This is a genomic window from Amorphus orientalis (assembly GCF_030814015.1).
Classification (GTDB): domain Bacteria; phylum Pseudomonadota; class Alphaproteobacteria; order Rhizobiales; family Amorphaceae; genus Amorphus; species Amorphus orientalis.
On sequence record NZ_JAUSUL010000008.1, the window covers coordinates 1 to 12,885 of the forward strand.

The following is a 12,885-nucleotide window of genomic DNA, read 5'->3' on the forward strand; positions in this document are numbered from 1 at the left end:
CGGTGGCGTTTCAGGGGGTGGAAGTCTCAAGCCTTCTCAGCTCTTCCCAGGCAGTCCCGCTAAAACCCACATCCAATTGATTTTGAATAAATTATTGTCCCAATTCGTCCAATTTGGTTTCCCTGCATCCAGGTTGGCATCATGGTATCAACCATGGTATCAGCATCGCCACCGCGTTCATGGTACTGTGAAACAAACTTTCGCATAGGTTGCATATCTGTTTGGGATTGGAGTGTGAAATGGCGTTAACCGACGTCGCTATTCGCAACATGAGCCCTGGGGACCGCGATTATAAGGTCACGGACAAGGACGGCCTCTACCTGCTTGTCCGAAAGAACGGATCGAAGCTATGGCGGATGAACTACACCTTCGACCGGAAACAGAAGACGGCATCGTTCGGGAAATACCCGAGCGTCAGCCTCGCGGAAGCAAGGTCCAAATGCGCTCAAGCTCGCCGCGACCTCGCCGATGGCTTCGACCCCATCGCACGCAAACAGAGAGCCGCCGAGCAGACCAAGCTCGCGGAAGGGAACCTTTTTGAGGCCGTTGCGGAAGAGTACCTTGAATCACTCAAGCACCGCGGTCGAACGACAGACACCATAAGACTCCAGCAATGGGTGTTGATGGACGTGATCGGTCCAAAGATCCTTAAACGGCCGGTGTCAGAGATCCGCGCCGCCGAGGTCCTAGAGGTGCTGCGCAAGATCGAAAGCAGCGGGCGCATCGAGACCGCCCATCGCGCGCGTCACGCAATGAGTGCGGTATTTCGATTGGCAATAACGACCGATAGGGCAGAAAGGAACCCAGCCGACGCCGTCAAGGGCCTACTCAAAACAAGAAAAGCAAAACATCATCCGGCGATCGTTGATATCGCCCCGCTTAGAACCCTCTTGAAAACTATTGACGATTACAGAGGGCACCCCACAATGCGCCTAACCACTTTATTTCTTGCATATACATTTACACGTCCAGGGGAAGTGCGACTCTCCACATGGGACGAAATTGACTACGAGGACGATGTTTGGAGGATTCATCCTGAGCGCATGAAAATGCGCCGCCCACACGAAGTTCCACTTACCTCGTCCACCCGAAAGATCCTCCGGGACGCGAGGGCACTTCGCGCGCACAGCGAGGGCTACATCTTCCCTTCCATCCGCTCATCATCCAAGCCAATCGCCAGGGGAAGCCTGAGCCGCATGATGGGCCTTATTGGGTATCGTGGGCAGATGACGCCCCATGGCTTCCGCTCGACCGCGTCCTCCATTCTAAATGAACGCGGTTATCGCAAAGAGGCAATCGAACTCCAGCTCGCCCATGAGGAGGAGGATGAGGTTCGACGGGCCTATAACCGCGCCCGGTACTGGGACGAACGGGTTGAGATGATGCGGGACTGGGCGAGAATCCTCGACGACCTCAGGACGGGGTAAAATCACCCTTTTAATATCACCTTATAGGTGCTATCCACTTTCCGAACGATCTCTCGCCGGGAAGTGGAGCGCCATGACACTCACTGAGAAACACCGAGAAGAAGTCGGATTTCTCCGCCTGGAGCAGGTCCTGGAGTTGGTCCCCGTTGGCCGGTCCACGCTGTATCGGATGATGTCGCAAGGGCAATTCCCGACACCTTGCAAGTTTGGCCACTCTCGGATGTGGGCCTATGACGAGGTCCGTCGTTGGGCGGGCGGGATGCGCAAGCGCAAAGATGCCTCAGCCGCCCCTCGGCGCAACGACGACGACATCATTTGATCGCCAAGAGGACCGCAATGAGTGGAGCCGCTAGGCGATTGGTTCACAACCCGGCCGTGGACGGGGTGACAGTAACTTTCCTCTCGGACGCGTTTCGCATGTCGCGCTACCGGGTGCAGACGCGCATTCGGCGCCTCCGCCCGCTTGGCTTCGACCGAAGCAATGCCGCCCTTTATGACCTCGCCGACGCGGCAGCCTGCCTGATCGAACCCAAGGTCGACGCTGCAAAATTACTCCGCGATCTGAAACCCGAGCAACTTCCCGACCGCCTTCGAGAGACATACTGGAACGCTAAGTTCAAGCAGCTCCGCTATGAGGAGAAGGCGGGGGACCTCTGGCGCTCCGAGAAGGTGATCGCCCTCCTCTCTGAGGTACTTCAGGACATCCGAACGAAGCTCCAGCTCCTACCTGACTCGCTGGATCGGGCGATCGGCCTCTCGAATGAGCACCTGACCACGGTCACCAGCATCGTCGACACCATTCAGGACGACATCCACAAGCAGATCGTTGAGGTCGCCGCCAGCGGACGGACTGTGAACCGTCTCTTGGAAGAGGAGGAGGAAGCGGAGGGCGATCGGGATCAGGACGACCTCAGCCCTGTCGACGACTATGAGGACATCCTGTGAGCCACTACGAGCGCCTGGAAGATATCCTCCTCAGAGTGGCAGAGGCAGTCCGCCCCCCGGAGCGCCTTACGGTGTCCGACGCTGCCGCCAAGTACCGGAAGATCTACAACCCCGGCTCCTACGTCGGCCCCTGGGATAACGACTTCGCGCCGTATCTGATTGAGCCGATGGACGTACTCACGTCCCTCGACCATACCGCGATGATCTTCGCGGGTCCCGCCCGTTGCGGTAAGACGGACATCTTCTTCAACTGGCTAACCCACACATCGATCTGCGACCCGGCCGACATGATGCTCGTGCACATGAGCCAGGGTACGGCCCGCGACTGGTCGATGAGTGATCTACGGCGCGTCTTCCGATACACGCCCGCGCTGGGTGAGAAGGTACTCCCCGGACGTCAGAACATGAACGTTCACGACATCCGGTTCCTGGCAGGCACTCGTCTTTTGGTTAAATGGCCAACGATCAACGAGCTGTCGGGGAAAACCATCCCGCGCGTCTGGTTCACTGACTACGACCGCATGGATGGTGACATCGACAAGGAGGGGCCACCCTTCGACCTCGGGCGAAAGCGGACCCAGACATACGGCCGTCATGGAATGACCGTCGCGGAGTCGTCCCCGGGCTATGAGATCGATAAGGCTGATTGGCAACCGTCGACGCCGCATGAGGCCCCTCCGACGCAGGGTGTCCTCGCCCTCTACAATCGCGGTGACCGGCGTCGCTTCTACTGGCGCTGCGCCCACTGTAAAGAGCCCTTTGAAGGGGACTTCAAGCACATCTCCTACCCCGACTCTGCGGACCACCTGGAGGCGGCCGAGGCCGCCACCCTGGACTGTCCTAACTGCGGGTACTCGCACACCCATGAGGCTGGCCCTGGCCAACCTGGGAAGAACGAGCTGAACTACGAGGGGCGTTGGATCAGGGAGGGGCAGCTTTGGCTGCCGGATAGGACGATCGTCGGAAATCCGCTGCGGTCGGACGTAGCCTCGTTCTGGCTCAAAGGCGTTGCGGCAGCCTTCGTCGACTGGAAAACCCTTGTCTTCAAGTACCTGAAGGCGATCGAGGAATTCGAAAAGACCGGCAACTATGGGGCGTGGAAGACGACGGTCAACACGGACCAGGGGTTGGCGTTCATCCCACCTACTCTCGTCTCCGACCGTACCCCCGAGCTTTATCGGGATCGCGCGAAGCCCCTCCCTCAACGCGTCGTCCCCCGCGACGTCCTGTTCCTTGTCGCGACCATCGACGTCCAGATCAGCCGGTTCGAGGTTCAGGTCCAGGGGGTCGGACTCGGCGGGGACGTCACTATCATTGACCGCTTCAAGATCAAATACTCGCGCCGCGAAGACCCGGACGCGCCGGGTCAGATGTTGCGGGTTTCACCGGGGACGCATCTGGAGGACTGGCATGTCCTGGTTGAGGAGGTGATCGAGCGGACTTATCCGTTGGACGACGACAGCGGACGCCATATGGCCATCAAGGCGACGGGTTGCGACTCTGGTGGGGCCGCGGGCGTGACGGCTGCCGCCTATAACTTTTGGCGCTGGCTCAGGGATGAATGCCCTGGTGGCCATCATTTGCGGTTCCAGCTCATCAAAGGGGCTTCCTCGCCCCACGCTCCGCGCGTGAAAATCGCTTATCCCGACTCAGAGCGGAAGGACCGGCGGGCGGAGGCTCGCGGCGAAATCCCCGTCCTCGAAATCAACTCCAACATGATCAAGGATCAAGTCTACGGAATGTTGGGCCGCACGGAGCCCGGGGGTGGGATGGTCCTGTTCCCCGAATGGCTGCCGAGATGGTTCTACGCTGAGCTGACGGCTGAGGTGCGGATGCCCAACAAGGGCTGGGAAAACCCGCGGCGCGTCTCAAACGAGGCTTGGGACTTGCTTTGCTACTGCCTAGCCATTTGCCTTTCCAGGCACATCAACATCGAGAACATCGACTGGGGTGCGCCCCCCAGCTTTGCCATGCCCTGGGACAAAAACGACTTCGTCTTCTCGCCCGATGAGGAGCGCCCGTTTGAAGAGGAGGAGGACTATGACCTGGGAAAACTCGGCGCTAGTTTAGGCTAAATCTCACTTTTAATTTGCTATACACTTATGTTAGTGCTATCCCCCGATAAACGGAGGACCTGGAATGGCCGTGCCGCCCAACTGCCAGCATCTGAAGCAAAAACTCGACGAGGCCGAGGCTGCTTTGCACGACCTGCAAACGGGCCGCGCAGTCCGGGTTCTCGTGGACCATGATGGGTCTCGCATCGAGTATCAGGTTGGGAACAAGGCCCAGCTTTCGGCCTATGTGAGCGAGCTACGTAAGGCACTCGACGCTTGCCTTTCAGGACGCGTCAAGTCCAACGGCCCGCTGAGGTTCGTCTGGTGATGGGTGAGGATCTGGAAACCAATTCTCCGGGCGAGCCCAACCCGGAGAACGCGCCCGCATCGGCTGATCACTCTCCCGTTCTCCCGGCCGATGCGGGCGCACCCGACGCCGTCGTTGGTGGTGCCTACGAGAGCGCGAGCTTGTTCGATCGTGGGCTGGCGCTCTGGTCACCTTCCATGGGTTCGGCCGACTTCGACATCCTCGACGATAAGGAGGTCCTGGACGCCCGGTCGCGCGATGCGATCCGCAACGACGCCTACACGCGAGCCGGTGCCGACATCCGCAAGGACAACATCGTCGGCTCCCTCTACATGCTCAACGCAAAGCCGAATGCGGAAGTGCTCGGCCTCGACGAAGTCTGGGCAGAGGAGTTTCAGCAGGAGGTCGAAGCGAAGTTCACGCTGTGGGCCGAGAGCATCAACAACTGGGTCGACGCCTCCCGCCGGAACAACTTTACGGATCTCGTCCGCCTCGCTGTCGGGTTGGACATGATGGCAGGAGAGGTCCTGGCCGTCGGAGAGTGGGAGAAGGACCAGCCTCGCCCATTCAAGACGGCGGTCCAGATGGTCGACACCGATCGGCTGTCGACGCCCCCGACCGTGTTCAGCAACGACAATGTCCGCGGGGGTATCCGTAGGAACCGAAAGGGGCAGCCGGTCGGATACTACATCCGAAAGGCACACCCGACCGATCACCGTACGCGCCTGGAGGCGCATCAGTGGCGCTATGTGCCGACCCGCAAGCCATGGGGGCGTCAGCAGGTCATCCACATCTACGAGACGTTCCGCCCGGACCAGAGCCGGGGCGTCGCCGCCATGGTCTCAGCTCTGAAAGAGACGCGGATCGCCAAGAAATTCCGCGACGTGATGCTCCAGAATGCCGTGGTCAACGCGACTTATGCGGCGACCATCGAGTCCGACCTCGATACGGAGAAAGTGTTCGAAGCCCTTGGCGGCGGGCGAGGTGGCGATGATTGGCCCAAGCAATTCAACAAGTATGCGGGTGGTTATCTCGGCGCGCTCTCCAAATACATGGAGAACGCAAAAAATGCCGACCTGAACGGCGTCCGCATCCCTCATCTCTTCCCTGGCTCGAAGCTCCGTCTTCAGCCTGCCGGTCAGGGCGGCCCCCTGGGGACCGAGTTTGAGGCATCCCTTCTTCGCTATCTGGCGGCCAACCTCGGGGTCTCATACGAGCAGCTTTCCCGCGACTTCTCGAAGACAAACTACTCGTCGATGAAGGGCGCCCTCAATGAGACCGAGAAGGGCATGCGCGCCCGCAAGCGCTCGACGGCCGACCGTTTCGCGACCCACATATTCTGGATGTGGCTGGAGGAGGCAATCGCCTTCGGTGAGATCTTCTCCCTGCCCCGCCGCGCCCCGAACTACTGGGATGGCTTGAACCGTGAGGCTTACGGGGCGTGCGAGTGGATCGGCGCTTCCCGCGGCCAGATCGACGAGCTGAAGGAAACCCAGGCTGCCGTCCTGCGCATGCGTGCCGGTCTATCGACCCGTGAGGAAGAGCACGCGCGCCTCGGTAAGGATTGGCGGCGCGTCCTCAGTCAGCTCGCCCGGGAGAAGAAGGAGATCGAACGCCTTGGGCTGAACCTCGACGAGAAGAGCAACATGATGAACGCCGCGTCCGGGGCACCCCGAGACCAGGAAGAGGATGCAGCTTAATGTACAAGGCGCTTTTGTCCCGCTTCTCCGACTCGCCGAGCTTGGTGTCGGAAAGCCAGATTAAGTATTTCGAGGGGTGTCTTCACGCTCTGTCCCAGAGCCCGGATCTGTCTGCTCTTCTGGACGCGAAAGCCGAAGATGGCGACGAGTTCTGGGACCCGAAGGACCCCTTCCTCGCGGCCCGTCGCCCGTACATTGTCCGCGGCGGGGTGCTCCAGATCCCCGTTGCCGGGGTGCTCCTGAATAACTTCCCATGGCAGATCGGGGGGTGGGCGACCGGTTACCAGTACATCTCGCGCGCGTTTCAACGCGGCTTGGCTGACCCCGAGGTGTCAAGCATCGCCTTCGTCATCAACTCGCCGGGTGGAAACACTGCGGAGTGCTTTGACCTCACCGACCGCATTCAAGCGGCAAAGGGGCAGAAGCCCGTTGGCGCGTTCGCCTATGAGATGGCGTTTTCGGCCGCCTACGCGATCGCAGCCTCTGCCGATTCGATCGTTATGTCCCGGACGGGCGGCGTCGGGTCGATCGGTTGCGTCATGATGCACGTCGACTTCAGCAAGGCCATGGACGCGGCGGGGGTGAAAGTCACTTTCGTTTCCGCACCCGAGGGCGGTCACAAGACCGACGGGAACCCCTATGAGCCGCTGGGCGACGAAACCCGGGCGCGCATGCAGGCCCGCGTCGACGAGTCTTACCAGACCTTCGTCTCCACCGTGGCCAACGGTCGCGGGATGACCGAAGACGCCGTTAGGGAGACGAAGGCCCTGACATTCACAGCAACCCAAGCTCTTTCCAACGGGCTCGCCGATGAGGTGGCACCGTTCGATGAGGCCCTGGCCGCGTTCGCGGCGAACTCCACTGAGAAAGGAACCGAAATGACTGAGAAGAGCAAACAGACCGACGATACGTCTGTTGACGCATCGACCCATCAGACGGCCGTCGCCAACGCCGAAGCGAAGGGCTTCGCCGAGGGTGTGTCGGCTGAGCGCGGACGCATCAATGCGATCCTCAGCTCGGAAGAGGGCAAGGCGCGTCCGAAGGCCGCTCTTTCGGCCGCGCTGAAGACCGACATGACGGCTGAGCAGGTCACCGCATTCATCGCCGATCTCCCCGAGGAGAAGGCTGAAGCCTCGACCGGAAGCAACACCGGGTCCCAGGCTGAACGGAACGCCCAGAACTTCGACGCGGCCATGAGCGCCGACAACCCCGACGTCGGGGCTGGTGACGACGAGAGCGGCAAGGGCACGGAAGACGACGTCACCGCCCTCGCCGCCAACTTCGGTCTTTCCGGATTCAAGAGCCGACAGACCACTTAACTTCCACATAAAAGCACTTTATAAGTGCAATACACCAACGCGAAGGAGCCTGCTATGGCGAACGAGAAAGTACCGTACCCGGAGGCAGGCCAGGCCGCCTTCGAACAGCTCGACGACTATCACTCGGACCTCCTGATCTCGGGAAGTTGGCCGATTCTGTCGCCGGGCTATCCGCTTCCCGTGAAGGCCGACGAGGAGCTTAAGAAGTTCCAGGTCTGCGGGCGTGACTCCAACGGCGACGTCGTGCCCGCCGTCAAAGACACCGTTCAGGCGTCGCTGATCTGCACCCAGGCGGTCACGGGTGCCACGGACGGCACGACGACGGCGCCGTTCTTCTACGCGGGCTGCTTCAACCCGGACGCGCTGGTCTGGGACGCCTCCTACGCGACCGACGAGGACAAGCGCGCCGCCTTCGAGGGTGCGCCGTCTCCCACCCAGATCCTCATTCGCGCTCGCGGCTGATCGAGCGGAAACAAAGAAAGGACCTCGATCAATGTCTGCACCCTACAAAGTCTGGGACACCCGGAAGTCCCTCGGCGTCTACCGGGACGTCGAGCCGACCTACAGCTACTGGCGCCAGCTCTTCTTTCCGTACTCGATCACCTCCACTGACGAATGGATCGACTTCGAGAAGCTGATGAAGGTCGGCCGTCGCCTCGCGCCGTTCGTTCGTCCGCTCGCCGCCGGCAAGCCGCTGTACGACGACTCCTCGGGCTCCTTCCGGTTCAAACCGGCCTACGTCAAGGCCCTTGATCCGATCGATCCGACGGCGCCCCTCGTGAAGCGTCCGGGCGTCGACCGCTCCATGTTGAGCCAGGGCGAGCTGACGCCCATGCAGCGCCGGGAGCTACTGAAGATGGCCATCACGGCTCAGCACATCCAGGCGATCGAGCGTCGCTGGGAGTGGATGTGTGCCCGTGCGATCATCGACGCGAAAGTGACGATCGAGGGCGAGAATTACCCGAAGACGGAACTCGATTTCCGTCGCGACCCGGCCCACTACATCGTCAAGACCCCTGGCACCTACTGGGGCGACACGGGCGTCTCCATCTTCGACGACCTCCAGCGGATGGTCGACACGATGTTCAATGCGCAGTTCGGCGGGTTCCCGACGCGCATCACCATCGGGTCTCGCGTCTGGGCCGTGCTTCGGCAGGACGAGGAGTTCATGAAGCACATGGACAACAACTACCGCGGCCCGGCGGCGACCATCGAGCGGGGCCTTATCAGCGCCGAGAAGGTCGTGAAGGTCGGTGAGATGACGGTCGGCGGCGGCTCGGGTGCCTCCATCGGCATCTGGCTCTACCAAGACACCTTCGAAGACGACAACGGCACCGAGGTTCCGTTCATGGCTTCGACGGACATCGTCCTCACGGCGACCGGCGAGCGGATCATGGGTCACCAGTGCTTCGGCGCAATCATCGACCCCTACGCGGAGTATCAGGCGCTGGAAATCTTCCCGCGCAACTGGATGGAGACCGGTGATCCGGCGGTCGAATACATGCTCCACCAGTCGGCCCCGCTCATGGTGCCGGTGAACACCAACGCGACGCTGCGCGCCACCGTGGTCCCGGCCGCGTAAGCGCGTCCCAATCAATCCGGTCGGCGGTTATCTCGCCGACCGGTCGACCTTCAAACAACACAATCATCCATCGGAGAAACGAGATGAAACAGTTTGCGGTGCACACCGTCCACTACGCCGAGAATGGCATCAAGAAAGTCGCCAAGCCGGGCTCGACCTTCGACATCGACGACAAGACCGCCGGGGACCTCAAGGCGGTCGGCGCCTCCCGTGATCTGACCAGCGAAGAGGTCGAGTTGGAGGAGTTCCGCTCTTCCAAGTCCAAGCCGTCGGCGCCGAAGACCGGGAAGACCGAGAAGACCGAAGGCGGGGACACCTCCAAGACCACGCGCGTCAAGCAGCCCACGGCTCCCTCTGGCGACGAGGGTGACGAGGACATCTGATGAGCCGCTTTCGCGCTCATATGGATAGAGGGCGGCGGACGCTTCATGAGCACATGAGCGTCCCCGCCCTCTATTTTGATGCCGCCCTGACCCACGTCCAGGCGGTCACCGTGCGTGTGCATGAGAACTACGTGCGCGTCGGCGGTCAAAGTAACTTTCATGCGGCCGAGGTTGAGGAAGACTCCCCCCGCATCAGCTTTCTTCTGTCGGAGGTCGAGCAGCCGCAGCGCGGCTTTTATGTCACCACAGGGCCGGGCGTCGGATATGTGGTCGATCACAAGCTCCCGTCCGGCTCCGTCGATGTGATGGCGGAGGTAACCCGCCAGCGTCCGGTTGACATAGCGGGTTTGCCGACACCCTACGGAGACGGGTGGCTCCCTGCATTCATCCGGGGCTCTCTGACATTTCCGGCCATGCGAGGTGGATGATGTACCTTCTGGCACTGGAGAACGTCACTGACACCGACCTCGAAAAGCTCCCGAACGAAATCAACCGGGCGGCCCGAATGGCGATCAATAAGGCGGCCGAGCGCGGCCGTGGATGGTTCGCTCGGGACATGCTCGATCAGGTCGCATTCCCTGGGAACTACCTAGCCCCATCAACCGGGCGACTCCGGGTCGAGAGGAATGCGACTGACGCGGACTTGGAGTCATCGATCGCCGGTCGCCGTCGGCCGACCTCTCTTGCTCGATTCTCAACCGGGTCCCGAAAGAACGGCATTCACGTTCAGGTCAAGCCCGGGCGCACTCGGAAAATGAGCAACGCGTTCATCATGAACCTCCGCTCCGGGAACGAAGGTCTGGCGGTTCGAACCAAGGGCGGCCAGCCGCCGGCAAAAGCCTTCAAACCGAAGTCCCTCGGCCGTGGGCTGTGGCTTCTCTACGGGCCGTCCGTAGATCAGGTCTTTCGGGGGATGATTGAGCAGGAGGACCGGGCCTACGGGCGCATCGAGCAATTCCTGGGCGCCGAGTTCGAACGCCTTCTCGATCTCAAATTATAGGTTGGACAATGGCAGATCCCTTCCGCCTCACCGTACTCCAGGCGCTCACGACGGTCATTGAAGGTGTCAACCCGGACGCTGGGTTTCAGCACGATCTTCGTGGCTCAGTGTTTCGCGGGCGCAGTGTGTACGGTGACAACGACCCCCTGCCGATGGTCTCGATCCTGGAGCACCCCGACCCCCCAGTTCCCGCCGATACTCAGTCGGACAACCCGATGGCGACCCGGGAGTGGCACCTCTTGGTGCAGGGATTCACCAAGGACGACATGGTTCATCCTTCCGACGCATCTTATCGGCTGAAGGCCGAAGTTGAGACGGTCCTCTCCGCGGAGAGGACGCGTGAGGGCGGTCGGAACCCGCTGGGCCTCGGCTCAGTGACACGCCGCAATGGGAGCCAGGTCCTAGAGATGTCCATCGGCGTCGGGACCGTGCGCCCGTCAGACGAGCATCCCTCCTACTTCGGCTTCTTCTGGCTCCCGCTGCGCCTCCGCCTCGTGGAGAAACTGGACGATCCGTACTCATAGCCTGTTTTAAATATCACCTTTCTCGTGTATATCACCTTGATTGTGCACAAGCAGCAGGAGACCGAACATGCTGGTCGACGACTACGAAAATAATTACGTACTGGGCCGCGGCGAGCTGTACTTCGCCCAGTACCTCCCGGGAACCCGGACACCGGGTGGCGAGCGCTATCTCGGCAACACGCCGGAGTTCAACGCCACGATCGAGACGGAAAACCTCGATCACTACAATTCGGATCGCGGCATCAATGAGAAGGACGCCTCGATCCCGCTCCAGGTCAATCGTACCGCGTCGTTCATCACCGACAACATCCACGTCAATAATATCCAGCTCTTCTTCTACGGAAGCTCGGAAGTCCTCACCGACGCGGGTGGCGCTGTGACCGGCGAGGTGATCTCCGGGGTGCAGCCGGGGATGATTTACCAGATCGGCATGTCGGAGACGAACCCGGTCGGCGTCCGCGCGATCAGTTCAACCGGGTTCACGGCCAGCCAGGGTGGCAGCGAACTGACGGCCGGCGAGGATTATGAGATCGACTTCGATCAGGCCCGCCTCAAGATCCTGGAGGGCGGGGCCGTGACGCCCGACGGCGACATCTCGCTCGACTACACCACCCTCGCCAGCACCCGCACGCGGGTGATCTCCGGTCGCACCCCGATCGAGGGTGCACTCCGCTTCATCTCCCGCAACCCGGTCGGTAGTCAGCCGGTCTGGTACATGCCCTGGGTCAAGCTTCGCCCCAACGGCGACTACGCCCTCAAGGGCGACGAGTGGCAGCAGATCCCCTTCAACGTGGAGATCCTGCGCAAGGCCGGCGTCGAGGCGATCTACGTCGACGGCCAGCCGAAAATCAACGCGTAACCTTCCGACCAGGAGAACGGCATCATGGGTCTCAAGGACCTCAGACTGCCGACGGAGACAGTACAGTTCGCGGGCGGCGAGTTCGCCGTCCGCGGGCTCTCCTTCGTCGATATCAGCGCCCTTGCTCGCGACTTCGGCCCTGAGCTGAACGCCCTCTACCGCCATTTCGAGAACTTGGTTGAAGGCGGTGGTGAGGGAGTCTCCGACGAGGGCATGACCATCGAAGGTGGCTTGATGGAGGTGGGCGCCCGTGCACTGGGCACCGCTCCCAAACTCGTCTCTATGATCATCGCCATGTCGTGCGAGGAAACCGCCGCCCTTGAGCCGGAAGATCTCAAGGTCGTCGGGCAACTGCCGGTCGCGATCCAGCTCGACGCCTTGGATAAGATCGGTCGGCTGACCTTCGAGATGGAGGGCGGCTCAAAAAAAGTGCTGGAGATCGTCGTCAATCTTCTTCGCGGCGCGCAGGGTCTCTTCGGAGAAATGCGGACTTCGAAGGCTGGCTCTTTGGCATCCGCCGCCGAGTAAGTCAGCTCCTCGATCACGGCCATCCCTTGGCGCAGCACTATCCAGTTGGGATGGTCCTTGTCGAGAGCGATCTGGTTACGACCCGGGTCACACGAGAGGCCGCGAGCTTGGCGGCTCTCAACCAGATGGCGGTCTCCTCCCTACTCAACAAAAAGGCGGGGAAGCACTTCGACAAAACCATGAAGGCGATCTTTGCCGAGGACTAGGCATAGGCACCTTTATGGGATACAAAGCACTTCTTAGGTGCTTTTAAGAGG

Annotated in this window: 16 protein-coding genes; all 16 read left to right on the plus strand. The window is 61.0% G+C overall.

From position 1 onward, the window contains the following. On the plus strand, positions 1-208 hold a 208-nt coding region (locus J2S73_RS20865), incomplete at its 5' end, for a hypothetical protein (protein ID WP_306887638.1). Between the two features lie 31 nt (positions 209-239). Then, positions 240-1,427: a tyrosine-type recombinase/integrase gene (locus J2S73_RS20870; protein ID WP_306887639.1), complete on the plus strand. Its 1,188-nt coding sequence runs from the start codon at positions 240-242 to the stop codon at positions 1,425-1,427. 73 nt (positions 1,428-1,500) lie between these two features. Next, entirely contained in the window at positions 1,501-1,746 is a 246-nt protein-coding gene (locus J2S73_RS21675) for a helix-turn-helix transcriptional regulator (RefSeq protein WP_370874483.1), read from the plus strand. A gap of 17 nt (positions 1,747-1,763) precedes the next feature. Next, positions 1,764-2,372 carry a DUF1441 family protein gene (locus tag J2S73_RS20875; RefSeq protein ID WP_306887640.1) on the plus strand — a complete coding sequence of 203 codons (609 nt, stop codon included), beginning with the start codon at positions 1,764-1,766 and terminating at the stop codon, positions 2,370-2,372. Continuing rightward, positions 2,369-4,447 (plus strand): phage terminase large subunit family protein, encoded by a 2,079-nt coding sequence (locus J2S73_RS20880; protein ID WP_306887641.1) that lies wholly within the window; start codon positions 2,369-2,371, stop codon positions 4,445-4,447. Before J2S73_RS20875 ends, J2S73_RS20880 begins: the two co-directional genes overlap by 4 nt. A 64-nt stretch (positions 4,448-4,511) precedes the next feature. Then, on the plus strand, positions 4,512-4,754 hold the full coding sequence (gene gpW, locus J2S73_RS20885; protein ID WP_306887642.1) for a gpW family head-tail joining protein: 243 nt from the start codon (positions 4,512-4,514) through the stop codon (positions 4,752-4,754). Continuing rightward, the gene (locus J2S73_RS20890) at positions 4,754-6,433 is read left to right on the plus strand and encodes a phage portal protein (RefSeq protein ID WP_306887643.1); all 1,680 of its coding nucleotides are present in this window, start codon (positions 4,754-4,756) and stop codon (positions 6,431-6,433) included. Before gpW ends, J2S73_RS20890 begins: the two co-directional genes overlap by 1 nt. Next, positions 6,433-7,752, plus strand: a complete 1,320-nt coding sequence (locus J2S73_RS20895; RefSeq protein ID WP_306887644.1) for a S49 family peptidase — start codon at positions 6,433-6,435, stop codon at positions 7,750-7,752. Before J2S73_RS20890 ends, J2S73_RS20895 begins: the two co-directional genes overlap by 1 nt. A 54-nt stretch (positions 7,753-7,806) precedes the next feature. Next, entirely contained in the window at positions 7,807-8,214 is a 408-nt protein-coding gene (locus J2S73_RS20900; RefSeq protein WP_306887645.1) for a hypothetical protein, read from the plus strand. 31 nt (positions 8,215-8,245) lie between these two features. Continuing rightward, positions 8,246-9,334 (plus strand): major capsid protein, encoded by a 1,089-nt coding sequence (locus J2S73_RS20905; RefSeq protein WP_306887646.1) that lies wholly within the window; start codon positions 8,246-8,248, stop codon positions 9,332-9,334. A gap of 83 nt (positions 9,335-9,417) precedes the next feature. Next, positions 9,418-9,717 (plus strand): hypothetical protein, encoded by a 300-nt coding sequence (locus J2S73_RS20910; protein ID WP_306887647.1) that lies wholly within the window; start codon positions 9,418-9,420, stop codon positions 9,715-9,717. Continuing rightward, positions 9,717-10,145, plus strand: a complete 429-nt coding sequence (locus J2S73_RS20915; RefSeq protein ID WP_306887648.1) for a hypothetical protein — start codon at positions 9,717-9,719, stop codon at positions 10,143-10,145. The genes J2S73_RS20910 and J2S73_RS20915 overlap by 1 nt, the downstream gene beginning before the upstream one ends. After that, entirely contained in the window at positions 10,142-10,717 is a 576-nt protein-coding gene (locus J2S73_RS20920) for a hypothetical protein (RefSeq protein WP_306887649.1), read from the plus strand. The genes J2S73_RS20915 and J2S73_RS20920 overlap by 4 nt, the downstream gene beginning before the upstream one ends. 8 nt (positions 10,718-10,725) lie before the next feature. After that, positions 10,726-11,241, plus strand: coding sequence for a hypothetical protein (locus J2S73_RS20925; protein WP_306887650.1), 516 nt, complete (start codon positions 10,726-10,728; stop codon positions 11,239-11,241). A 67-nt stretch (positions 11,242-11,308) separates the two neighbouring features. Further along, the gene (locus J2S73_RS20930) at positions 11,309-12,100 is read left to right on the plus strand and encodes a phage tail tube protein (RefSeq protein WP_306887651.1); all 792 of its coding nucleotides are present in this window, start codon (positions 11,309-11,311) and stop codon (positions 12,098-12,100) included. A 24-nt stretch (positions 12,101-12,124) separates the two neighbouring features. Next, positions 12,125-12,628, plus strand: coding sequence for a phage pre-tape measure protein (locus J2S73_RS20935; protein WP_306887652.1), 504 nt, complete (start codon positions 12,125-12,127; stop codon positions 12,626-12,628). The last annotated feature ends 257 nt before the right edge of the window (positions 12,629-12,885 follow it).

Bases quoted from the DNA above. Each gene is read 5' to 3' on its own strand.
- J2S73_RS20870 (WP_306887639.1), top strand. From the start codon at position 240: ATGGCGTTAACCGACGTCGCTATTCGCAACATGAGCCCTGGGGACCGC.
- J2S73_RS21675 (WP_370874483.1), top strand. From the start codon at position 1,501: ATGACACTCACTGAGAAACACCGAGAAGAAGTCGGATTTCTCCGCCTG.
- J2S73_RS20875 (WP_306887640.1), top strand. From the start codon at position 1,764: ATGAGTGGAGCCGCTAGGCGATTGGTTCACAACCCGGCCGTGGACGGG.
- gpW (WP_306887642.1), top strand. From the start codon at position 4,512: ATGGCCGTGCCGCCCAACTGCCAGCATCTGAAGCAAAAACTCGACGAG.
- J2S73_RS20890 (WP_306887643.1), top strand. From the start codon at position 4,754: ATGGGTGAGGATCTGGAAACCAATTCTCCGGGCGAGCCCAACCCGGAG.
- J2S73_RS20895 (WP_306887644.1), top strand. From the start codon at position 6,433: ATGTACAAGGCGCTTTTGTCCCGCTTCTCCGACTCGCCGAGCTTGGTG.
- J2S73_RS20900 (WP_306887645.1), top strand. From the start codon at position 7,807: ATGGCGAACGAGAAAGTACCGTACCCGGAGGCAGGCCAGGCCGCCTTC.
- J2S73_RS20905 (WP_306887646.1), top strand. From the start codon at position 8,246: ATGTCTGCACCCTACAAAGTCTGGGACACCCGGAAGTCCCTCGGCGTC.
- J2S73_RS20910 (WP_306887647.1), top strand. From the start codon at position 9,418: ATGAAACAGTTTGCGGTGCACACCGTCCACTACGCCGAGAATGGCATC.
- J2S73_RS20915 (WP_306887648.1), top strand. From the start codon at position 9,717: ATGAGCCGCTTTCGCGCTCATATGGATAGAGGGCGGCGGACGCTTCAT.
- J2S73_RS20920 (WP_306887649.1), top strand. From the start codon at position 10,142: ATGATGTACCTTCTGGCACTGGAGAACGTCACTGACACCGACCTCGAA.
- J2S73_RS20925 (WP_306887650.1), top strand. From the start codon at position 10,726: ATGGCAGATCCCTTCCGCCTCACCGTACTCCAGGCGCTCACGACGGTC.
- J2S73_RS20930 (WP_306887651.1), top strand. From the start codon at position 11,309: ATGCTGGTCGACGACTACGAAAATAATTACGTACTGGGCCGCGGCGAG.
- J2S73_RS20935 (WP_306887652.1), top strand. From the start codon at position 12,125: ATGGGTCTCAAGGACCTCAGACTGCCGACGGAGACAGTACAGTTCGCG.